Here is a 20,686-nt window from a genome sequence, read left to right on the forward strand (position 1 = left end):
TTGCGGACCCGCGTCCATTTCCGGGTGGTGCCGGGGCGAATGTCTGTCCCCCGCATTCCCCCGGTGGAAAAGCCTTCGTTGAATGCGCACCGGATGTCCTTACTGCATGGAGATGGCGCATGCTTTCCTCGCGGGCAATGGCCGCGATGCGCCGATGGTTGTTGCGCTTCGATATGTGAGCGAGGCCGGTGGCACTCTGGCCATATGTTTCTTGTGGTTCTTACCACATTTTATGTGGTGGTAATGCAGGAGTTTGGCGCTTTCCATGCCTGCAGATGATTCCGCAGGGGCCGCGGCAACCGCATTCCCGGCGGCGTGCCCGCTTCCGGGCGCCGCCGGCGAACGCTGCGGCTGCGGGTCCTTCGCCCTACATTTGCATCGAAATCCCGGACTGCCAAAATGGGAGCGTCGCCCCATTAAAGGAGTAGTGCTACATGGCCTCGAAGTCCCCCGTGGTTCCGCGCCACGCTTTCGCATCCACCTTGCAGACATTCACGACCGCATCGGGTAAAAGCGGCCAGTTCTATTCCCTTCCCGCCCTGGTGCGGAAGTTCCCGTCCGTCAAGCGTTTGCCGGTGTCCATCCGCATCGTCCTGGAGTCCGTCCTCCGCAATTGCGATGGCCTGAAGGTGACGCCCGAGCATGTGGAGCAGCTCGCGAACTGGCAGCCCGTCGCCGACCGGAAGGACGAGATTCCCTTCATCGTGTCGCGCGTGGTGCTGCAGGATTTCACCGGCGTGCCGCTGCTGGCCGACCTGGCCGCGATGCGCAGCGTGGCGCAGCGCCTGGGCAGGAAGCCAAAGAAGATCGAGCCGCTCGTTCCGGTCGATCTCGTGGTGGACCACTCCATCATGGTCGATTACTACGGCACGAAGAAGGCCCTGGACCTGAACATGAAGCTCGAATTCCAGCGCAACCGCGAGCGCTATGAATTCATGAAGTGGGGCATGCAGGCGTTCGACACCTTCGGGGTGGTGCCTCCGGGCTTCGGCATCGTCCACCAGGTGAACCTGGAATACCTCGCACGCGGCGTGCACCGGCGCGCCGATGGCGTCCATTACCCCGACACCCTGGTCGGCACGGACAGCCACACGACCATGATCAACGGCATCGGCGTGGTCGCCTGGGGCGTGGGCGGCATCGAGGCCGAGGCCGCGATGCTCGGGCAGCCGGTGTACTTCCTCACGCCCGACGTGGTGGGCTTCGAGCTGACGGGCCAGCTGCGCGAGGGCGTGACAGCCACCGACCTCGTGCTGACGGTGACCGAGATCCTGCGTCGCCACAAGGTGGTGGGCAAGTTCGTGGAGTTCTTCGGCGAGGGCACGCGCACCCTGGCGCTGCCCGACCGGGCGACCATCGGCAACATGGCGCCCGAGTACGGCGCCACCATGGGCTTCTTCCCGGTGGACGAGAAGACCATCGACTACTTCAAGGGAACGGGCCGCACCAAGGCCGAGATCGAGGCCTTCGAGGCGTATTTCCGCGCCCAGGGCCTGTTCGGCGTGCCGCAGGCCGGCGAGATCGACTATTCGCAGGTGGTGCGCCTGGACCTGGGCGACGTCACCCCCAGCCTGGCCGGCCCGAAGCGGCCGCAGGACCGCATCGAGCTGGGCAAGGTCAAGGAGCAGTTCGCCACGCTGTTCTCCCGGCCCGCAGCGGAAAGCGGATTCAACCGGCCTGCGGAGCTGCTGCACACGCGCCACCACATCCACCGCGGCGAGGAGGACGTGTGCGAGGACGTGCCCGCCGAGAAGGACGCACCCGCGGGCGGCCCGCGCTTCCTGGTGGAGATGGAGCACAACAAGCCCAGGCTCGCGGTCAAGCACGCCGATCCGTCCATCCGCCTGCCGGCCAGGGGGGCCGACCCGACGATCGGCAATGGCGACGTGCTGATCGCGGCCATCACGAGCTGCACCAACACCTCCAACCCGAGCGTGCTGCTCGCGGCGGGCCTGCTGGCGAAGAAGGCGGTGGAGGCAGGCCTGAAGGTCCAGCCGCACATCAAGACCTCGCTGGCCCCCGGCTCGCGCATCGTCACGCAGTACCTGAGCGAAACCGGCCTGCTGCCCTACCTCGAGAAGCTGGGCTTCGCCGTGGCGGGCTACGGCTGCACGACCTGCATCGGCAACGCGGGCGACCTCGCTCCCGAGATCAACGATGCGATCACGGGCAGCGATCTCGTCTGCGCCGCCGTACTCTCGGGCAACCGCAATTTCGAGGCGCGCATCCACCCCAACATCAAGGCCAACTTCCTCGCGAGCCCGCCGCTGGTGGTGGCCTATGCCATCGCCGGCACGGTGCTGCGCGACCTGATGACCGAGCCGGTGGGCAAGGGGCGCGGCGGCCGCGACGTGTACCTGGGCGATATCTGGCCCAGCAGCGACGAGGTGCACCAGCTCATGAAGCACGCGATGAACGGCAAGGCGTTCCGCGAGAACTACGGCAAGGTGAAGACCGATCCGGGTGCCCTCTGGGGCAAGATCCAGGGCGTATCCGGCGACACCTACAACTGGCCCGCCAGCACCTACATCGCCGAGCCGCCGTTCTTCGCCAATTTCGCGCTGGAGGCGTCGGAGGGTGCAAGCGCCTCGGTGCTGGGCGCGCGCATCATGGCCCTCTTCGGAGACTCGATCACCACCGACCACATCTCTCCGGCCGGGTCGATCAAGGAAACCTCGCCCGCCGGCCAGTGGCTGCTGCAGCACGGCGTGATGAAGCAGGACTTCAACAGCTACGGCGCGCGCCGTGGCAACCATGACGTGATGATGCGCGGCACGTTCGCCAATGTGCGCATCAAGAACCTCATGATCCCGGCGAAGGAGGACGGATCGCGGGAGGAGGGCGGGCTGACCATCTTCCAGAACGAAGGCTCCCACCAGGGCGCCAAGATGTTCATCTTCGACGCGGCGATGCAGTACATGGCGCAGAACACGCCCACCGTGATCTTCGCCGGCGAGGAGTACGGCACCGGCTCCAGCCGCGACTGGGCGGCCAAGGGCACGCAACTGCTGGGCATCAAGGCGGTGGTCGCGCGCAGCTTCGAGCGCATCCACCGCTCCAACCTCGTGGGCATGGGCGTGCTGCCCCTGCAGTTCCGGGGCGCGGACTCCTGGGAGTCCCTGGGGCTGCGGGGCGACGAAACCATCGATGTGGTGCCGGATCCGGCGCTCACGCCGCAGAGCGATGCGCGGCTCGTGATCCGCCGTGCCGACGGCTCGCAGCAGGAGGTGATGGTGACGCTGCGCATCGATACTCCCATCGAGGTGGACTACTACCGGGCCGGAGGTATCCTGCCCTACGTGCTGCGCCAGCTGCTGACCGCCTGACGAGCGCGCTGCCGGGCGGACCGGCGGCAGCCAGCCGCCCTGCGGGATCGATACACTTGTGACGATATGTTCAAGGCATGAATTCGTCACAGCCGGCCACTTCGACCCCCTTCCATGCGCCTGTTCCGCCCGCCGTCTGCCGGCTCTTTCCGCCGCGCCCTGTTTTCCGAAAGCCCGGCGGTCACCGCCGTGCTGGTGGCGGCCGGCATGGCGGCGATGTTCATCCCCGTCATGCAACTGCTGGGCACGGGACTAGGCGGCCCCCACGGCCTCGAGCAGTTCCTGGACATGGTGGCGGTGCTGATCGGCGTGCTGGCCGTGTCGGTGTCGCTGCACATGTTGGATGAGAGCGCGCAGGGCCGCGCCAACATCCTGGTGGCGGGCCTGGCGACCGCTGCCGTCTGCAATTTCTTCCACGGCGTCCTGTCGCACCAGCCGCTTGGCACGGGCCAGGACGCGCAGGCGGCGGTTTCGCATTATTTTTCCTTCTGGGGGCACGGCGTGGAAGCGGTGACGCTGCTGCTGTTCGCGGCACGCGCCTCGGCCGCGGGCCCCGGCATGGCCTGGGCCCTGGTGTCGGCCCTGCTGTCCCTGGTCATTGTCTGGACGGCCACGACGGAAGGCCCCCGCGACTGGTTGGTCGCTTCGGGCCATGCGCCGCTGCGTGTCGCCGCCCTGGTGTCCGGCGCGATCATGGTCCTGTCCGCCGGCCTGTTCTACGGCATGCGCCAGCGTCGCGCGGACGCGGCGGTGCCGCGCCACGGCCGGCGCCGCACGATGGCCGCCGCCGCGGTGGCGATGGCGATGGCGCAGTTTCTGCTGGCGCTGCCGCCGGACCGGTTCCTCTGGTCCCGCATGCTGGCCCATGCCCTGCATGTCGTGGGCTACGCGCTGCTCTTCCAGGCGGTGTTCATCGCCGGTGTCCGCATGCCCTATGCCCGACTGCGGGAAGCGGAGTCCCGCCTGCGCGAAAGCGAGTCGCGCCTGCAGCTGCTCGGCCGCAACCTGCCCGACAGCGTGCTCTACCAGATGGTCCGGGAGCCCGACGGCCGGCGCCGGTTCGTCCACATGGGCGAGGCGCTGGAGCGGCTCGTGGGAGTGCGCGCCGCCGACGTCATGGAGGATGCGCAGCGACTGTTCGACCGCATCGATCCCGAAGACCGGGCGGCTCAGGCCGAGGCGGATGAAGCCTCCTACCGAACGATGGGCGTGGGGGAGTCGGTGGTGCGGATGCGGCGCATGGACGGCGCGCCGCGGTGGATACGGCTGAGCTCCTCGCCGCGGTTGCTGAAGGGTGGAAGCGGCCGGGTCATCTGGGACGGCGTGCTCACCGACGTGACGGAGCAGCGGGAGGCGCAGGATCTGAGCCGGGCGCACGAAATCCAGCTTGCCAGCCTGCTGGGCCGCATGCCGGGGGGCATCTCCCGGCTCGACCGCGATCTGCGCATCCTCTACGTGAATCCGTCGCAGGCCCAGTGGCTGCGGCGCACCCCGCAGGAACTGGAAGGGCGGCTCGTTGCCGAAGTCCTGTCCACGGAACTCGTGCAGTCTTTGCATCCGCATCTGCTGCAGGCCCTGCAGGGGCAGCCGGTGGTGTTCGACTACCGTTCGCCCTACAGCGGGGGAGGCCCGGAGTTCTTCCACACCACCATCATTCCCGAGACCGGGCCGGACGGGCGCGTCGTGGCGATCATGGTGTTCGCCGTCGACGTGACGGAGCAGAAGCACCTGGCGCTGGAACTGGGCCAGCAGCGGTCCCGGCTTGCCAGTCTCGTCAACGCCATTCCGGACGTGGTGTTCCTCAAGGATGCGTCCGGGCGCTACCTGTCCTGCAACCCGGTGTTCGAGCGCTACCTGGGCCGGCGCGAGCGCGACATCGTCGGCCTGGGCGACGAGGAACTGCTGACTCCCATCGAAGCCGCCCGCGTGCGCCAGCTCGACGAGCGGGCGATGGCCGCCTGGCAGCCCGTGGTGTACGAGGAAACGCTCACCTTCGCCGAAGACGGCTATGCCGGCTACTTCGAGACCATCAAGACCCCGATCCGCGACATGCACGGGCACGTCACGGGGCTGCTCAGCGTGAGCCGCGACATCACCGACCGCAAGAAGGCCGAGCAGCAGATCGAGCTGCTGGCCTTCTTCGACGCACTGACTGGGCTGCCGAACCGGCGCCTGCTGCTGGACCGCCTGCAGCGGGCCGGTGCCGCCTGCCAGCGCAACGAGAAGCTGGGCGCGCTGCTTTTCATCGACCTGGACAACTTCAAGGACCTCAACGACACCCTCGGCCACGACATGGGAGACCGCCTGCTCGTGCAGGTGGCGCAGCGGCTGCAGGAGTGCGTCCGCACCTCCGATACCGTCGCCCGTTTCGGCGGCGACGAATTCGTGGTCATGCTCGAAGGCCTGGACGCCGACACCGCGCAGGCGGCGCTGCAGGCCGAACAGGTCGCGGAGAAACTGCTGGCCCAGCTCAACCGGCCCTTCGAGATGGGAGCGCAGCAGCACTACAGCACGCCGAGCATCGGCATCACCCTCTTCGGCGACCAGCGGCGCAGCGTGGACGAACTGCTCAAGCGCGCCGACCTGGCCATGTACCAGGCCAAGGCGGCCGGGCGGAACACCCAGCGGTTCTTCGATCCGGACATGCAGGCCCAGGTGACGGCGCGCTCGCAGCTGGAGTCGGACCTCCGCCAGGGCATCGCGCGGCAGGAGCTCACCGTGCACCTGCAGCCCATCGTGGACGGCAGCACGCGCCTGTGCGGTGCGGAAGCGCTGGTGCGCTGGCGGCATCCCGTGAAGGGCCTGGTGAGCCCGGCCGACTTCATCCCGCTCGCCGAAGAGACCGGCCTCATCCTTCCGCTGGGCCGGCAGGTGCTGCAGGCCGCGTGCGAGCAACTCGTGCGCTGGGCGGCACATCCCGCCACGGCCGCTTTCACCATCGCGGTGAACGTGAGCGCCCGGCAGTTCCGCCAGCCCGATTTCGTCGCGGAGGTCCTGGGAACGCTCGCGGGCACCGGGGCCAATCCGCAGCGGCTCAAGCTCGAGCTCACCGAGAGCCTGCTGCTGGGCGACGTAGAAGACACGATCGGCCGCATGGCGCAGCTCAAGCGGGTCGGCGTGGGCTTCGCGCTGGACGATTTCGGCACCGGGTACTCGTCGCTGAGCTACCTCAAGCGGCTTCCCCTGGACCTGGTGAAGATCGACCAGAGCTTCGTCCGCGATGTGCTCACCGACCCCAACGACGCCGCCATCGTCCGCACCATCCTGGCGCTGGCCAAGAGTCTCGACCTGCAGGTCGTGGCCGAAGGTGTGGAAACCGCGGGCCAGCTGAGCTTCCTCAAGCTGCACGGCTGCGAAGGCTTCCAGGGCTACCTGTTCGGCAGGCCGGTGCCGATGGAGGCCTTCGAGCGCGAGCACGACCTTCCGGTTCCAGCAGAGCCTGACGCGGCCCGCGGAACCGCCGGCGCGGTGCTCTGAACATGCGCATCGGGTGGATCGATTCCGCCGCGGACGGCGAGAGCTCCGCGGCAGCAGCGTCCCTGGCATCGGAGGGTGGGCACTGGGGGCATGCATGGGACGTGGTTCCTGTGCCCTGGACGTCGATGCGCGACGGGCCCGGCCCGGGCGCCGGGTTCGACGCCGTGGTGCTGGTGCCGCCCCTGCACGCGGTGACACTGCCCGCATGGTCCGTACAGCCCGGCCGGCGCCTGCCGCTGCTGCTGTATCTCGACGCGCAGCCCCAGCAGGAAGCCCTGGCGGCCCGGGCGCTGCGCGCCGGCCCCGGAGACTACGTCCTGCGCTCAGGCCCGGGTGACGGCACGATGCGCGACCTCTCCCTGCGACTGTCGGCCCTGCTGGCTGCCTGCGAGCGGGGCGGCATCGACGGGATGCGGCAGGGGGTGGCCCGGCCGGACGGGGACGGGGCCGCCAGCCCTCCCGGCCATGCCGCCTCACCGGAAATGCTGCGCACGGCACTCGACCACATGGCGTCCGGCCTGCTCATCCTCGGGGCGGACCGCCGCGTGCGCTTCTACAACGACCGCCTGCCGGAGATACTCGACCTTCCGCGCACCTTGCTCGATGCCGCTCCCACCCTCGCGGAAGTGAAGCAATGGCAGGCGCAGCGCGGCGATTTCGGGCCGGGCTTCGAGCGGGTGGACGAGCGGGGACGCCCGTACGTGGAGAGCGGCGACGCCCTTCCGCCCCCCGGCGTCTATTGGCGCAAGACACCCGACGGCCGCATGCTCGAGGTCTTCACCGCGCCCCTGCCGGGCGGGGAGTGGCTGCGCACCTTTTCCGACGTGACCCCGCACATGCTCCTGCAGTCGGAACTGCGCCTCAGCGAGGCACGGTTCCGCAGCCTGTGCGATCTGTCGTCCGACTGGTACTGGGAGCAGGATGCAGAGCACCGTTTCGTCCACGTCAACCAGGGCCTCAAGGGCCTGGGCATTTCACCGGAGGAAGTGGTCGGCCGGGCACGGTGGGAACTGGGCGCTTCCAATCTCTCCGCGCAGGACTGGGTGGAGCACCGGCGCCTCCTGGCGGCGCGCCAGCCCTTCCGGGACCTGGAGCTGCAGCGTACCGCGGCCGACGGTCGCGTGTATTGGGTGTCCGTGAGCGGGATCCCGGTCTTCAGCGCGGACGGCGCCTTCCAGGGCTACCGGGGCGTGGGCCGGGACATCACCGAGCGCAAGCGCGTGGATGCGGAAATCGAACGCCTGGCGTTCTTCGATCCGCTGACCGGGCTGCCCAACCGGCGCCTGCTCACCGACCGCCTGCACCGCGCCATCGCCACGGCGGCGCAGGAGCGCAGCCACGGCGCGCTGCTCTTCCTCGACCTGGACAACTTCAAGGACCTCAACGACACGCTCGGGCACGACATGGGCGACCGCCTGCTCGTGCAGGCGGCGCAGCGCCTGCTCGCCTGCGTCGGTGCAGGCGATACGGTGAGCCGGTTCGGCGGCGACGAATTCGTGGTGCTGGCAGAAAGCCTGCCGGGCGACATGCACCGGGCCCGCGCCGACGCGGCCGTGCTGGCCAACCGGATCACCGCGGCGCTGGGCAGGCCCTACGCGGTCGGGGGGATGGGATACCACCACAGCACGCCCAGCATCGGGCTGGCGCTGTTCGGTGGCGGCGCCGGGGACACGGCCGGCGTGGACGACCTGCTCAAGCATGCCGATCTCGCCATGTACCAGGCCAAGGCCGCGGGGCGCAACACGATCCGCTTCTTCGATCCCTCGATGCTGCAGGCGGTGCTCGCGCGCGCGGCGCTCGAGTCGGAGTTGCGGCTCGCCCTCGAATCGGACGAACTCCTGCTGCACTACCAGCCCCTGGTCAACGGCGACGGCAGCATGCTGGGCGCGGAGGCGCTGGTGCGCTGGCGCCACCCGCAGCGCGGCCTGGTGATGCCCGGGGAATTCATCCCGGCGGCCGAGCAGGGCGGGCTGATCATCCCGCTGGGGCAATGGGTCCTGGAGAAGGCCTGTGCCCAGTTGGTGGCCTGGAGCCGGAGCGCTGCCACGGCACAGCTCGTGCTTGCGGTGAACGTGAGCGTGCGCCAGTTCCGCCAGCCCGATTTCGTGGACCGGTTGCTGCAGACGCTGCGCCGCAGCGGAGCGCAGCCGCGGCTGCTCAAGATCGAACTCACCGAAAGCCTGCTCATGGCGGACGTGGAGGAAGTGATTGCGCGCATGGAGCAGCTGCGTGCGCACGGGGTGGGCTTTGCCATCGACGATTTCGGCACGGGTTACTCGTCGCTCGCCTACCTCAAGCGGCTGCCGCTGGACCAGCTCAAGATCGACCAGAGCTTCGTGCGCGATGTGCTGACCGACCCCAACGATGCCGCCATCGTGCGGACCATCCTTGCGCTGGCCCGCAGCCTCGACCTGGAGGTGGTCGCCGAAGGGGTGGAGACCACGGGCCAGCTGAAATTCCTGCAGCGCCACGGCTGCAAGGCGTTCCAGGGCCACCTCTTCGGGCGGCCGGCGCCGGCCGCCGTACTGGAGCGGGCGCTGCGCCCGGCCTTCTGATCCGCCGCCGCGGCGGGGCCTGGCTTTGACCTGCCTCGACCCCGGGGCGCGGGGGAGCCCGCACAATCGGCCCATGCAACACACACGACAGACCGTGCTTCTGGTCGCGGGCGGCGGTATCGGTGGCCTGTCCGCGGCCCTGGCCGGCTCGCGCGCGGGCTGGTCGGTGGACCTGTACGAGCGCGCTCCCGTTTTCAGCGAAGTGGGCGCGGGCGTGCAGCTCGGGCCGAATGCGGTGAGGCTGCTGCATGCCTGGGGACTGGAGCCTGCCCTGCAGGCTGTCGCCGCGTATCCCGACAGGCTGCAGGTGCGCAGCGCGCTGGATGGCCGGGTGCTGGCGGCCATGCCGCTGGGCACGGCCATCGCGTCCCGCTACGGAGCGCCCTACGTGGCCATCCACCGCGCGGACCTGCATGGCCTGCTGCTGGAGGCCGTGCGCGGGCGGTCCGGCGTCGAGCTGCATCTCGGCGAGACCATCGCGGACCATGGGGAGCATGCAGCGGGGGTCACGCTGCGCACGGTGGCGGGGCACCCGGTGCAGGGGACCGCCTTCGTCGGTGCCGACGGACTGCGCAGCGCCACGCGCGCCCGGATGCTGGGCGCGGAGCCCGCGCGGATATCCGGCCATCTGGCCTACCGGACGGTGGTGCCGCAGCAGGCGCTGCCCGAGCGCCTGCGCACCACGCAGGTCACGGCCTGGCTCGGGCCGGGCCTGCATGTGGTCCAGTATCCGGTGCGCCGCGGCGAACTCATGAACATCGTTGCCATCCGCCATGGACGGGCGCCGGAGGACCTCGACCACTGGGACCATGCCGGCAACGCGGGGGACCTGGAAGGGGCGCTGCGGCCCGCCTGCGCGGCGCTGCAGGACCTGGTGCGCGCGGTGCCGCAGGCGGGCGGCGGCTGGCGTCTCTGGCCGCTGTCCGACCGGTCTCCGCTGGCCGGGCCGCACGAGATGGCGCGCGGCAGGGTGGCCCTGCTGGGCGACGCCGCCCATCCGATGCGGCCCTATCTGGCCCAGGGCGCCGGCATGGCGATCGAGGATGCCGCAGCGCTCGGGCTCGCCCTGTCCGGTGGCGGCGACGATGTGCCGCGCCGCCTGGCGCGCTACGCTGCCGGACGGTGGCAGCGCAACGCGCGCGTGCAGTCCAGGGCCGAACGCAATGGCAGGATCTTCCATGCCAGGGGCCCCCTGCGCTGGGCCCGCGACGCCTCCCTGCGCCTGCTCGGAGCGCGCCTGCTCGACCAGCCCTGGCTTTACCGGGGCGATGCGGTGGACGCGATGGCTGCGGGTCCCGGCAGCAGCCGGTAGGCGAGCGCGCCTGCAGCAAGCAGCATGGCCCAGGGCGGCTCCAGGGGAGTCAGAGGCTCGTGCGCAGCTTCCAGATCTCCGGAAACAGCACCACGTCCAGCATGCGCCGCAGGTAGCTCACGCCGCCCGTGCCACCGGTGCCTCGCTTGAAGCCGATCACGCGCTCCACCGTGGTCACGTGGCGGAATCGCCAGAGGCGGAAGGCATCTTCCAGGTCCGTGAGCTTCTCGCCCAGCTGGTACAAGTCCCAGTAGCGCTGTGTGTCGCGATAGACCGCGAGCCAGGCCCCCTCCACCGCATCGCTCTCGGCATAGGGCTGCGTCCAGTCGCGGTCCGTGTGGCTCGCGGGCACGGGAATGCCCCGGCGGGCCAGCAGGCGCAGGGCCTCGTCGTAGAGCGAAGGCGCCTCGTAGGCGGCCTGCACCTGCGCGAGCAGGTCCGGCCGGTGCGCATGCGGCCTGAGCATCGCCGCGTTCTTGTTGCCCAGCGAGAACTCGATGCAGCGGTACTGGTAGCTCTGGAAGCCGCTCGACTGCGCGAGGTAGGGCCGGATGGCGCTGTACTCGGGCGGCGTCATCGTGGCCAGCACGTCCCAGGCATGGACCAGCTGTTCCATGATCTTGGACACCCGGGCCAGCATCTTGAAGGCCGGCGGCAGGTCGCCCTGCGCCACATGATCGATCGCGGCGCGCAGCTCGTGCAGCATGAGCTTCATCCACAGCTCGCTGGTCTGGTGCTGCACGATGAAGAGCATCTCGTTGTGGTTGGGCGAGAGCGGCTTCTGCGCGTTCAGGATCGCATCGAGCTGCAGGTAGTCGCCATAGCTCATGTCGCGGCTGAAGTCGAGCTGTGCGCGCTCCTCGTGCACGATGGCTTCGGGGCGGGACGCATGCGCCGAAGGGTCGGGGGCTGCTGACGGAGGCGTGCTGGATGCTTGCGTGGCGTGGGGGCACATGGTGCGATGTCTCCTGCCGGCCTTCAGGTCACGGCGTGTTGCTGGTTGAACTCGGGGCGGCGCCATTCGCCGCTGTCCAGGACGGCGCGCAGGTGCTCCACGGCATTCCACACGTCCTCGAATCCGAGATAGAGCGGGGTGAGGCCGAAGCGCAGGATGTCCTTGTGCGGTCCCTGGCCGCCGTCGCCCTTGCGGAAGTCGCCGATCACCCCGCGCGCGATCAGCGCCTGCACGATGGCATAGGCGCCGCTGCCCCGGCCGTCCACGCCCTGGCCTTCATCGCGCGTGAGGCACACCTGGGAGCCGCGCCGCGCGTGCTCGCGGGGCGTCGCCAGGCCCAGGCCGTGGCCTGCGCAGCGCTCCTCCACCAGGCGGATGAACAGGTCCGTCAGCGCCAGCGATTTCGCGCGCAGCGCCTGCATGCCGCCCAGCGGCTGCGCGGCAGTGAACACGTCCAGCCCGCATTGCAGTGCCGAGAGGCTGATGATGGGCTGGGTGCCGCACAGGTAGCGGGCGATGCCGGGGGCCGGCTGGTAGTCCGGCGTGAACGCGAACGGCGCTGCGTGGCCCCACCAGCCCGACAGGGGCTGCCAGAAGCGGTCGGCATGGCGCGGGTGCACCCAGACGAACGCCGGGGCGCCGGGGCCGCCATTGAGGTACTTGTAGCCGCAGCCGATCGAGAAGTCCGCGCCCGCGCCGCGCAGGTCCACCGGCACGGCACCCGCGCTGTGCGCGAGGTCCCACACGCAGAGGATGCCCTGCGCATGCGCCGCAGCGGTGACGGCCGCCATGTCGTGCATCGCGCCCGTACGGTAGTTGACATGCGTGAGCATCAGCACCGCCACGTCGCCCGTGAGCGCGGCAGGAATCTCCTCGGGCTCCACCAGCACCAGTTCCAGGCCGCGCTCGCGGCACAGGCCTTCGGCGATGTAGAGGTCGGTCGGGAAGTTGCTGCGCTCGCTCACGATGCGGCGGCGCCCGGGCGCGTCCTCGCGGGCGATGTTCAGCGCGGCGCTCAGCACCTTGTAGAGGTTGATGGACGTGCTGTCCGTGCAGACGACTTCGCCGGCCCCGGCGCCGATCAGCGGCGCGAGCTGGTCGCCCAGGCGCTGCGGCAGGTCGAACCAGCTCGCGGTGTTCCACGAGCGGATCAGGTCGGTGCCCCATTCGCGGGCCACCACCTCGGCAATGCGCGCGGGGGCGGCCTTCGGCAGCACGCCCAGGGAGTTGCCGTCCAGGTAGATCACCCCGTCGGGCACCTGGAAATGGCCGCGCAGGGAGCGCAGCGGGTCGTGCGCATCCAGGGCGCGGCAGTCGTCGAGTGTGGTCATGGTCAAGGGCTGGGAAAGGATCGGGAATGGGGGCGGCGGGTGGGCCGTGTCAGGCCAGCGTCCGCAGCACCGCGCGCACGGGCGAGGCGTCCGCGGTGGCGAGCTTCAGGGGCAGGGCGATGAGTTCGTAGTCGCCCTCGGGAACCGCATCGAGCACGAGGTTCTCCAGTACTCGCAGCCCGCGCCGGCGGATCACCTGGTGGCTGTCCAGCGACTTGCTGTCGGCAGGGTCGATGCTGGCAGTGTCGATGCCCACCAGCACCACGCCCAGGTCGGCCAGGCGTTCGATGGTGTCCGGTGCGTAGGCAGCCAGCGCGGCATCCCAGCGGTCCACCGGCATGCGCTCGTAGGTGCGCACGAGCACGCGCCGCGGCAGGGCGGGCCGGTCGGCGCCCAGCGCGTGGGCGATGTGCTCCCATGCGACCAGCGGACCCTTGCCGATCGCATGGATCACGCGGCAGGGGCCGATGAAGGCGTCCAGGGAGACGTCGCCGATCGACGCGCCCTGCGGGTCGTAGTGCAGGGGCGCATCCGCATGCGTGCCCACGTGGGGCGACATCGTCACCGCGCTCACATTGACGGGGCACTGCGGCCCGATGGTCGCGCACCACTGCTGCGCATAGGCCGTGTCGCCGGGAAACACCGGGCTGCCGGCATGCACCGGTGCGGAAATGTCCCAAAGAGAGCGGGGCGTGGTCATGGGGAGGGCTCCTTGCGGCGGCAACGCCGCCAACGCGCGCATCCTAGGCAGCCCACAAGCGCGTGGTGTCGTTTAATCCCTACATGCCGGAAAATTGGAAAATCCTTTCCATTTCGGCGCCTGTGGGAAAAATCTATGCAACCCGAACTGGATCGAACGGACCGGCAGCTGGTATCGGCCCTGCAGGACAACGCCCGGCTCACGTCCGGCGAACTGGCCCAGATGGCCCATCTCTCGCAGTCCCCGTGCTGGCGCCGCGTGAAGCGCCTGGAAGAAGAGGGCGTGATCGCGGGCTACCACGCCACGCTCAACCGGCGTGCGCTCGGCCTGGGGGTGATGGTGTTCGTGATGATCGGCATCGACCACCAGACCGAAGCGTCGTCCCTGCCTTTCGAGGAGGCGGTGTGCGCCATTCCCGAGGTGGTCATGTTCCACGGCATCTCCGGCCCGGAGGATTTCATGCTGTTGGTCGTCACCCGCGACCTGGACGCCTATTCCGAGCTGCTGCAGAACCGCCTGCACCGCCTGCCCGGCGTGCGCCGGGTGCACAGCTACTTCTCGCTGCAGGAATTCAAGGGGCGCATCGGCGGCCTGCCCGTGCCCTGAACCCGGCTAAAGGACGAAGCCTTCTGGAAGCGGCGCCATGCCGTGGCGCCGCCGGGCCTGCGCGCAGGCGCCGCTGCCCGCCTCGAATTCACGGCAGGGCGAAGGGCGCCATTCATAGATGCCGCAGGCGGCCCGCGTGCCCACCTGCCCGGACAACGCGGCGCAACGCGGCGCCGCGTGGTCGGTGCCACGCATGCGGCGCAGGCCGGTATTCACTTCGACCACGAGTCCCGCGGGAACGCAGCCGCCTTCCTCCTGCGACTCGTACACCGAGAAATCGACGCGGAAACTCGCGCAGCAGGCGCCGCAGGTCAGGCAGGGGTGAAGGCTCATGGCGGCGCGATTGTGCCCCGGCTCGCACGCGAGCGGCGCAGCGCCCGGTGCGGGCAGCTCCAGGACGAGAGAAAATCCCGGCCGTGCGAGAACCTTTGCGTGCCATGGGGGTCTGTGATCCATCGCAAGGCCCAAAAGGTTCTGCCAGGTAGAATGAGAATTAATATCATTGCTAACAATAGCTCCCATGAAGATGTCCGCTGACGATGCGGCCGGGCTCGCGCACGCCTGGCCTTCCTCCCCGCACGCGCCCATGGGGCTGGACCAGTTGCCGCGCCGGGTGGCCGCGCACGTGGCGTCCCTTCAGCCCGCGCGCGACGAGCGCGAGCAGGCGATCGTGCAGCGTCTCATGGAAATCGGCTTCCTGCCGGGCGAACCCGTGCGCATCGTGGCCAGCGGCTTTCCCGGCGGCGATCCCCTCGCCGTCCGCATCGGGCAGGCCACTTTCGCGCTGCGGCGCCACGAGGCAGCCCTGGTCCAGGTGCAGCCCGGGGAGGTGCCGGCATGACGGTACAGGCCTCGACCTCCGGTGCCCAGCCGCTGCGCATCGCCCTGCTGGGCAATCCCAACTGCGGCAAGACCGCGCTCTTCAACCTGCTGACCGGCGCCCGCCAGAAGGTCGCCAACTACGCGGGCGTGACCGTGGAGCGCAAGGAAGGCCACCTGCAGACGGCGGGCGGGCGGCGCGTGCGCGTGCTCGACCTGCCAGGTGCCTACAGCCTGAACGCCCACAGCCTCGACGAAGCCGTCACGCGCGACATCGTCACCGGACGGCGCGCGGGCGAGTCCCTGCCCGACCTGCTCGTGTGCGTGACCGATGCCACGCACCTGCGGCTCAATCTGCGGCTGGTGCTGGAAGCCCGCGCGCTCGGCCTGCCCATGGTGCTGGCGCTCAACATGAGCGACATGGCCGAGCGCCAGGGCATCTCCATCGACCGCGAGGCGCTGTCGCGGGAACTCGGCATGCCGGTGATCTCCACGGTCGGCGTGCGCAGCGACGGCGCTCGGGAACTGCTGGGCTGGCTGGATACGGCCACGCCACCGCTGCCCACGGCCCCCGCGGCCGCGGCGGAGGGCCCGGCTTCCGCGTCCGAGCGCGCGATGCAGCTGCACCAGGAAGTGCGCCGGATCATGTCGGTGGCCGTGCGCGAGCCCGCGGCCGCCAGCCTGCTCGCGGACGACCGCATCGACGCGGTGGTACTGCATCCGTTCTGGGGCCTCGTGCTCCTGGCCGTGACCCTGTTCCTCATGTTCCAGGCCGTCTTCAGCTGGGCCGAGGCCCCCAAGGGCCTCATCGAGGACGGCGTGTCGGCGCTGTCGGGCTGGGTCAACGCCCACATGGCCGAAGGGCCGCTGCGCAGCCTGCTCACCGACGGCATCCTGGCCGGCACCGGGGGCGTGCTGGTCTTCCTGCCGCAGATCCTGATCCTGTTCCTCTTCATCCTCGCGCTGGAGGATTCCGGCTACCTGCCGCGCGCCGCGTTCCTGCTGGACCGCGTCATGGGCACGGTCGGCCTGTCGGGGCGGTCCTTCATCCCGCTGCTCTCCAGCTTCGCCTGCGCCGTTCCGGGCGTGATGGCCACGCGCTCGATCACCCACTGGCGCGACCGGCTGGTGACCATCATGATCGCACCGCTCATGACCTGCTCGGCGCGGCTGCCGGTCTATGCCTTGCTGATCGGCGCGTTCATTCCCGAGCGCGCGGTGGCCGGTATTTTCAACCTCCAGGGTCTGGTGCTGTTCGCGCTGTATGCCGGCGGCATCGTGAGCGCCATGGCCGTGGCGGCCGTGGCCCGCCTGGCACGGCGCCAGCAGGGTGCGACACCGCTGCTCATGGAACTGCCCGCCTACCGCTGGCCCAGCCTGCGCGGCCTGGCGCAGGGCCTCTACGAGCGCGCGATGATCTTCCTCAAGCGCGTGGGCGGCATCATCCTGGCGGTGACCATCCTGCTGTGGTTCCTCTCCAGCTATCCGGCGCCGCCGGACGGCGCCACGGGTGCCGCCATCGGCTACAGCTTCGCCGGCCGCATCGGCGCCTTCCTGGAGCCCCTGGTCGCACCCATCGGCTTCAACTGGCAGATCGCGATCGCCCTCGTGCCCGGCATGGCCGCACGCGAAGTCGCCGTGAGCGCGCTCGGCACCGTCTATGCGCTGTCGGCCACGGGCGAGGAGGCAGCTGCGCAACTGGGCACGCTGATCGGGCAGACCTGGTCGCTCGCGACGGCGCTGTCGCTGCTCGTGTGGTTCGTGTTCGCACCCCAGTGCATCTCCACCATCGCCGCCGTGCGGCGTGAAACCAACAGCTGGCGCTATCCGATCATCATGGCGGCCTACCTGTTCGCGCTGGCCTATGCCGCGAGCTTAGTCACCTACCGCGTGGCGCTCGCCCTGACCTCCGGAGGTGGATGAACATGACATCGCAGGAATGGATCGTCGCGGCGGCCGTGGCCCTGGCCGCGGCCTATGTCGCCTGGAAGTGGATGCCCGCGCGCTGGCGCGCCCGCCTGGGCGGCGTCCACCCTGCGCTGGCGGCATCGTCCGGTTGCGGAGGCTGCGACAGCTGCGGAAGCAGTGGCGGTGGCGGCTGCGCGACCTCGTCGCCGCAGGCCGGCAGCGGCGACGGGCAGCCGGTGGTGTTCCATCCCCCGGTGCGCAGCCAGGGCGCAGGGGTTTCCCGGCCGCAGCAGGGCTCCTCCTCTTCTTGAGCCTGCGGCTCCTGGCTCCTGTCTGCGGGCCTCAATCCCTGCGGCCGCTTCCCCGGTGGCCGGTCGGCTGGAACCCGAAACCCGGCTCCAGGATATCCGTGCAGCTGCGGCAGTAAAGGAACTGCGTGCTCCGGTCATCGCTGATGGAGCCCCAGCCGGTCCAGTTGTCGATGGAGACCTTGAACCGCCGTCCGTCCTTCAATTCCACTCTGCCTTCGGCATTGCAGTCATCGGCAAGCATCTCCTGGTCGTAGCGCTCCGGGGTGCCCGCGTGGGCGTGCGCCAGGAAAAACCGCAGCCGCTTTTCGTCGAGCACCAGGTGGCTGCATTGGCCCTGGCCGAAGCTGCGGGCTGCGGGCTGGTCGATGGTGACCTGGCGGACATGCTGCGGTCGCCAGAATTCCTGGATGGGCCGGCCTGCGGCAGGCGCCGTGCCGAAGGACATGGCTGCGATGGCCGTGAATGTGATGAAACGCATCTTCATTGCCGTGAATCCGTCGCCGTTGTTGGCGGGCCTGGATCCTTGCTTCCTAGAAAGTCTTTCCCGCACCCAGCACCTCCAGCGCATGCCGCAGATTTTCCCGCGCCTGGACCTCGTAGCGCTCGCGGAACCAGGGCGTGGCATACAGGGCCGGCCGCTCCAGGAACGACCGCAGGACCGCGCAGCGCCCCGCCTGGTAACGCGGCCAGCGCACGAACCGGTATTCGCGCCGCACGTTGCGCTCGAATTCGGCATAGACCGCCGGAGGCTGCCCGAGGATGGCAAGGTCGATGTCCACCACCCAGCAGGCATCTCCAGCGGGATGCGGTTCCGCTCCATGGAGCGTCGCCAGGATGTGCCGCTCCACGGTCTCCACCCGTGCGGTGCCCAGGCCCTGGCCCTGCAGGAAGCGGCCTGCCCAGCGCGCGCTGCGTTCCTCGTTGCGGCCCGACCAGGGCCAATAGACGGCGTCGTGGAACCAGAGGGCGAGGGCGATGGCCTCCGGGTCCTCCATGGGCTGAGGCCCGGCAGGATCGCGCGCTGCCTCCCAGTGGTCCAGGCAGGCACGCAGGTGATGGGTGTCGTGGTAGGCGCGGGGCCAGAACGACCAGTGGCGCAGCAGACGCCTTCCTTCCGCCATCCAGGCGGGCCCATGCCGGGACAGCGACCGGCCCAGTGCTTCCCAGCGGGCCAGCAGGGCCGGCACGGCATCATGGCGGGCATCCATGGCGCAGGCCTGGCCGCGGGGCAGGCGCTTTCAGGCCATCCGGCCCAGCAGCAGGTATTCCATCAGCGCCTTCTGCACGTGCATGCGGTTCTCCGCCTCGTCCCACACGACGGATTGCGGGCCATCGATCACGTCGGCCTCCACTTCCTCGCCGCGGTGCGCCGGCAGGCAGTGCATGAACAGCGCGTCCGGGCGCGCCGCAGCCATCATCTCGGCGTCCACGCACCAGTCGGCGAATGCCTTCTTGCGGGCCTCGTTCTCGGCCTCGTAGCCCATGCTGGTCCACACGTCGGTGGTGATGAGGTCGGCGCTGCGGCAGGCCTCCAGCGGGTCGCTGAACACCTTGTAGTGCGAGCCGGCCGCCACGCCTGCGATGCGGCTGTCCACTTCGTAGCCCGAGGGCGTGCTCACGTGCACCGTGAAGCCCAGGAGCTCGGCCGCCTGCAGCCAGGTGTTGGCCATGTTGTTGCCGTCGCCCACCCAGGCCACCGTCCTGCCCTGGATGGAGCCGCGGTGCTCAATGAACGTGAAGATGTCGGCCAGGATCTGGCAGGGGTGGAATTCGTTGGTGAGGCCGTTGATGACCGGCACCCGCGAATGCGCCGCGAAGCGCTCGATCTTGGTCTGCTCGTAGGTGCGGATCATCACCAGGTCCACCATGCGGCTGATGACCTTGGCGCTGTCCTCGATGGGCTCGGCACGTCCGAGCTGGCTGTCGCCCGTGGTGAGGTGCACCACGCTGCCGCCGAGCTGGTACATGCCGGCCTCGAAGCTCACGCGCGTGCGCGTGCTGGCCTTCTCGAAGATCATGGCCAGCGTGCGGTCCGTGAGCGGATGGTGCTTCTCGTAGCGCTTGAACTTGCCCTTGATGACCGCCGCGCGCTCGAACAGGTAGGCGTAATCCTGGGCGGAGAGGTCCTTGAATTGCAGGTAGTGCTTCATGTCGGAGACGGCTTTCATTCGGCCAGGAAGGCCTTGACCAGCGGGGCGAGCAGGGACACGATCTCGTCGGCCTCTTCGCGCGTGAGGATGAGCGCGGGCACCATGCGGATCACGCTGTCCGCGGTGACGGACAGCAGCAGGCCGGCTTCGGCGGCACGGCCCACCAGCACGCCGCACGGCCGGTCGAGCTCGATGCCCAGCATCAGGCCCTGGCCGCGGATCTCCTTCACGCCGGGCAGCCCGCCCAGCTCGCGCTGCAGCGCCGCCTTCAGGTGCGCGCCCACGTCGGCCGCGTTCTGCAGCAGGCCGTCTTCCTCCATGATGCGGATGGTTTCCACGCCGGCCCGCATGGCCAGCGGGTTGCCGCCGAAGGTCGTGCCGTGGTTGCCGGGCGCGAAGATGTTCGCGGCCTTGGGGCCCGCCACCACCGCGCCGATCGGCACGCCCGAGCCCAGGCCCTTGGCCAGCGGCATCACGTCCGGCACGATGCCGGCCCACTGGTGCGCGAACCACTTGCCGGTGCGGCCCATGCCGCACTGCACCTCGTCGATCATCATCAGCCAGCCGCGCTCGTCGCAGAGCTGCCGCAGTTGCTGCAGGTACTCGATGCGCATGGGGTTCACGCCGCCTTCGCCCTGGATGGTCTCGAAGAACACGGCCACCACGTCCGGGTTGCCTTCAGTGGCCTTGCGGATGGCCTCGATGTCGTTCATCGGCACGCGGATGAAGCCTTCGACCAGCGGGCCGAAGCCGGCCTGCACCTTCGGGTTGCCGGTGGCCGACAGGGTGGCGATGGAGCGGCCGTGGAAGGCCTTTTCATAGACCACGATCTGCGGGCGCTCGATGCCCTTGTCGTGGCCGTACTTGCGTGCCAGCTTGAGCGCGGCCTCGTTGGCCTCCAGCCCGGAATTGCAGAAGAACACGTTCGTCATGCCGGAGCGTTCCACCAGCTGGGCGGCGAGCTGCTCCTGCAGGGGAACGTGGTAGTAGTTGGAGCTGTGGATCAGCTTGGCCACCTGCTCCTGCAGCGCCGGCACGAGCTTTGCATGGTTGTGGCCCAGCGTGTTCACTGCGATGCCGCCCAGCGCGTCGAGGTACTGCTTGCCGTTCACGTCCCAGACCCTGCAGCCCTGGCCTCGCTCGAGCGCGATCGGCAGGCGGCCGTAGGTGTTCATCACGTGGGGCGAGGCGGGCTGGGCGGAAGCGCTCATGCAGAAATCTCCAGGCGTTCAATGC

General features: G+C 69.4%; 16 protein-coding genes. 8 read left to right on the forward strand and 8 right to left on the reverse strand.

What is annotated here, in order from left to right; all coding sequences use genetic code 11:
- The first annotated feature begins 434 nt into the window (after positions 1 to 434).
- From ACGHC0_RS05935 to ACGHC0_RS05950, 4 genes are all read left to right on the forward strand, one after another.
- The gene (locus ACGHC0_RS05935) at positions 435 to 3,326 is read left to right on the forward strand and encodes an aconitate hydratase (protein WP_415267682.1); all 2,892 of its coding nucleotides are present in this window, start codon (positions 435 to 437) and stop codon (positions 3,324 to 3,326) included.
- A gap of 114 nt (positions 3,327 to 3,440) precedes the next feature.
- Positions 3,441 to 6,803 carry an EAL domain-containing protein gene (locus ACGHC0_RS05940; RefSeq protein ID WP_415267683.1) on the forward strand — a complete coding sequence of 1,121 codons (3,363 nt, stop codon included), beginning with the start codon at positions 3,441 to 3,443 and terminating at the stop codon, positions 6,801 to 6,803.
- 2 nt (positions 6,804 to 6,805) lie between these two features.
- On the forward strand, positions 6,806 to 9,358 hold the full coding sequence (locus tag ACGHC0_RS05945; protein WP_368354419.1) for a putative bifunctional diguanylate cyclase/phosphodiesterase: 2,553 nt from the start codon (positions 6,806 to 6,808) through the stop codon (positions 9,356 to 9,358).
- 73 nt (positions 9,359 to 9,431) lie between these two features.
- Entirely contained in the window at positions 9,432 to 10,670 is a 1,239-nt protein-coding gene (locus tag ACGHC0_RS05950) for an FAD-dependent monooxygenase (RefSeq protein WP_415267684.1), read from the forward strand.
- Between the two features lie 49 nt (positions 10,671 to 10,719).
- Here ACGHC0_RS05950 and kynA read toward each other — a convergent pair whose 3' ends face one another.
- From kynA to kynB, 3 genes are read right to left on the reverse strand one after another with little or no spacing between them, the layout of a single operon-like run.
- Positions 10,720 to 11,625, reverse strand: coding sequence for a tryptophan 2,3-dioxygenase (gene kynA / locus ACGHC0_RS05955; RefSeq protein ID WP_415267685.1), 906 nt, complete (start codon positions 11,623 to 11,625; stop codon positions 10,720 to 10,722).
- Positions 11,626 to 11,648: 23 nt separating this feature from the next.
- Positions 11,649 to 12,956 carry a kynureninase gene (gene kynU, locus ACGHC0_RS05960; RefSeq protein ID WP_415267686.1) on the reverse strand — a complete coding sequence of 436 codons (1,308 nt, stop codon included), beginning with the start codon at positions 12,954 to 12,956 and terminating at the stop codon, positions 11,649 to 11,651.
- Between the two features lie 49 nt (positions 12,957 to 13,005).
- Complete coding sequence (gene kynB, locus ACGHC0_RS05965) at positions 13,006 to 13,656, reverse strand: arylformamidase (RefSeq protein WP_368354423.1); 651 nt, start codon at positions 13,654 to 13,656, stop codon at positions 13,006 to 13,008.
- A gap of 135 nt (positions 13,657 to 13,791) precedes the next feature.
- Between kynB and ACGHC0_RS05970 the strand changes: the two genes are divergently transcribed.
- A complete protein-coding gene (locus tag ACGHC0_RS05970; RefSeq protein WP_415267687.1) occupies positions 13,792 to 14,262 on the forward strand; it encodes an Lrp/AsnC family transcriptional regulator in 471 nt (156 codons plus the stop codon).
- 6 nt (positions 14,263 to 14,268) lie between these two features.
- On the opposite strand, the gene ACGHC0_RS05975 is transcribed toward ACGHC0_RS05970, so the two are convergent.
- Positions 14,269 to 14,595, reverse strand: a complete 327-nt coding sequence (locus tag ACGHC0_RS05975) for a YkgJ family cysteine cluster protein (RefSeq protein ID WP_368354425.1) — start codon at positions 14,593 to 14,595, stop codon at positions 14,269 to 14,271.
- 187 nt (positions 14,596 to 14,782) lie between these two features.
- On the opposite strand from ACGHC0_RS05975, the gene ACGHC0_RS05980 reads away from it, so the two are divergent.
- From ACGHC0_RS05980 to ACGHC0_RS05990, 3 genes are read left to right on the forward strand one after another with little or no spacing between them, the layout of a single operon-like run.
- On the forward strand, positions 14,783 to 15,103 hold the full coding sequence (locus ACGHC0_RS05980) for a ferrous iron transport protein A (RefSeq protein ID WP_415267688.1): 321 nt from the start codon (positions 14,783 to 14,785) through the stop codon (positions 15,101 to 15,103).
- Positions 15,100 to 17,004, forward strand: coding sequence for a ferrous iron transporter B (gene feoB, locus ACGHC0_RS05985; protein WP_368354426.1), 1,905 nt, complete (start codon positions 15,100 to 15,102; stop codon positions 17,002 to 17,004). The genes ACGHC0_RS05980 and feoB overlap by 4 nt, the downstream gene beginning before the upstream one ends.
- Positions 17,001 to 17,300, forward strand: coding sequence for a hypothetical protein (locus ACGHC0_RS05990; protein WP_368354427.1), 300 nt, complete (start codon positions 17,001 to 17,003; stop codon positions 17,298 to 17,300). Before feoB ends, ACGHC0_RS05990 begins: the two co-directional genes overlap by 4 nt.
- Positions 17,301 to 17,331: 31 nt before the next feature.
- Here ACGHC0_RS05990 and ACGHC0_RS05995 read toward each other — a convergent pair whose 3' ends face one another.
- The 4 genes from ACGHC0_RS05995 to ACGHC0_RS06010 are packed head-to-tail and all read right to left on the reverse strand — an operon-like array spanning position 17,332 to position 20,661.
- Positions 17,332 to 17,784, reverse strand: a complete 453-nt coding sequence (locus ACGHC0_RS05995; RefSeq protein ID WP_368354428.1) for a hypothetical protein — start codon at positions 17,782 to 17,784, stop codon at positions 17,332 to 17,334.
- Between the two features lie 46 nt (positions 17,785 to 17,830).
- The gene (locus ACGHC0_RS06000) at positions 17,831 to 18,508 is read right to left on the reverse strand and encodes a hypothetical protein (protein ID WP_415267689.1); all 678 of its coding nucleotides are present in this window, start codon (positions 18,506 to 18,508) and stop codon (positions 17,831 to 17,833) included.
- A gap of 30 nt (positions 18,509 to 18,538) precedes the next feature.
- Entirely contained in the window at positions 18,539 to 19,468 is a 930-nt protein-coding gene (gene argF / locus ACGHC0_RS06005) for an ornithine carbamoyltransferase (protein ID WP_415267690.1), read from the reverse strand.
- Positions 19,465 to 20,661 carry an aspartate aminotransferase family protein gene (locus ACGHC0_RS06010; protein ID WP_415267691.1) on the reverse strand — a complete coding sequence of 399 codons (1,197 nt, stop codon included), beginning with the start codon at positions 20,659 to 20,661 and terminating at the stop codon, positions 19,465 to 19,467. Before ACGHC0_RS06010 ends, argF begins: the two co-directional genes overlap by 4 nt.
- Between the last annotated feature and the right edge of the window lie 25 nt (positions 20,662 to 20,686).

It is taken from the genome of Acidovorax sacchari, assembly GCF_042847045.1.
GTDB classification, from domain to species: Bacteria; Pseudomonadota; Gammaproteobacteria; order Burkholderiales; family Burkholderiaceae_C; genus Paracidovorax; species Paracidovorax sacchari.

Coding starts and splice junctions, on each gene's coding strand:
- ACGHC0_RS05935 (WP_415267682.1), top strand. CDS start 435: ATGGCCTCGAAGTCCCCCGTGGTTCCGCGCCACGCTTTCGCATCCACC.
- ACGHC0_RS05940 (WP_415267683.1), top strand. CDS start 3,441: ATGCGCCTGTTCCGCCCGCCGTCTGCCGGCTCTTTCCGCCGCGCCCTG.
- ACGHC0_RS05945 (WP_368354419.1), top strand. CDS start 6,806: ATGCGCATCGGGTGGATCGATTCCGCCGCGGACGGCGAGAGCTCCGCG.
- ACGHC0_RS05950 (WP_415267684.1), top strand. CDS start 9,432: ATGCAACACACACGACAGACCGTGCTTCTGGTCGCGGGCGGCGGTATC.
- kynA (WP_415267685.1), bottom strand. CDS start 11,625: ATGTGCCCCCACGCCACGCAAGCATCCAGCACGCCTCCGTCAGCAGCC.
- kynU (WP_415267686.1), bottom strand. CDS start 12,956: ATGACCACACTCGACGACTGCCGCGCCCTGGATGCGCACGACCCGCTG.
- kynB (WP_368354423.1), bottom strand. CDS start 13,656: ATGACCACGCCCCGCTCTCTTTGGGACATTTCCGCACCGGTGCATGCC.
- ACGHC0_RS05970 (WP_415267687.1), top strand. CDS start 13,792: ATGCAACCCGAACTGGATCGAACGGACCGGCAGCTGGTATCGGCCCTG.
- ACGHC0_RS05975 (WP_368354425.1), bottom strand. CDS start 14,595: ATGAGCCTTCACCCCTGCCTGACCTGCGGCGCCTGCTGCGCGAGTTTC.
- ACGHC0_RS05980 (WP_415267688.1), top strand. CDS start 14,783: ATGAAGATGTCCGCTGACGATGCGGCCGGGCTCGCGCACGCCTGGCCT.
- feoB (WP_368354426.1), top strand. CDS start 15,100: ATGACGGTACAGGCCTCGACCTCCGGTGCCCAGCCGCTGCGCATCGCC.
- ACGHC0_RS05990 (WP_368354427.1), top strand. CDS start 17,001: ATGAACATGACATCGCAGGAATGGATCGTCGCGGCGGCCGTGGCCCTG.
- ACGHC0_RS05995 (WP_368354428.1), bottom strand. CDS start 17,784: ATGAAGATGCGTTTCATCACATTCACGGCCATCGCAGCCATGTCCTTC.
- ACGHC0_RS06000 (WP_415267689.1), bottom strand. CDS start 18,508: ATGGATGCCCGCCATGATGCCGTGCCGGCCCTGCTGGCCCGCTGGGAA.
- argF (WP_415267690.1), bottom strand. CDS start 19,468: ATGAAAGCCGTCTCCGACATGAAGCACTACCTGCAATTCAAGGACCTC.
- ACGHC0_RS06010 (WP_415267691.1), bottom strand. CDS start 20,661: ATGAGCGCTTCCGCCCAGCCCGCCTCGCCCCACGTGATGAACACCTAC.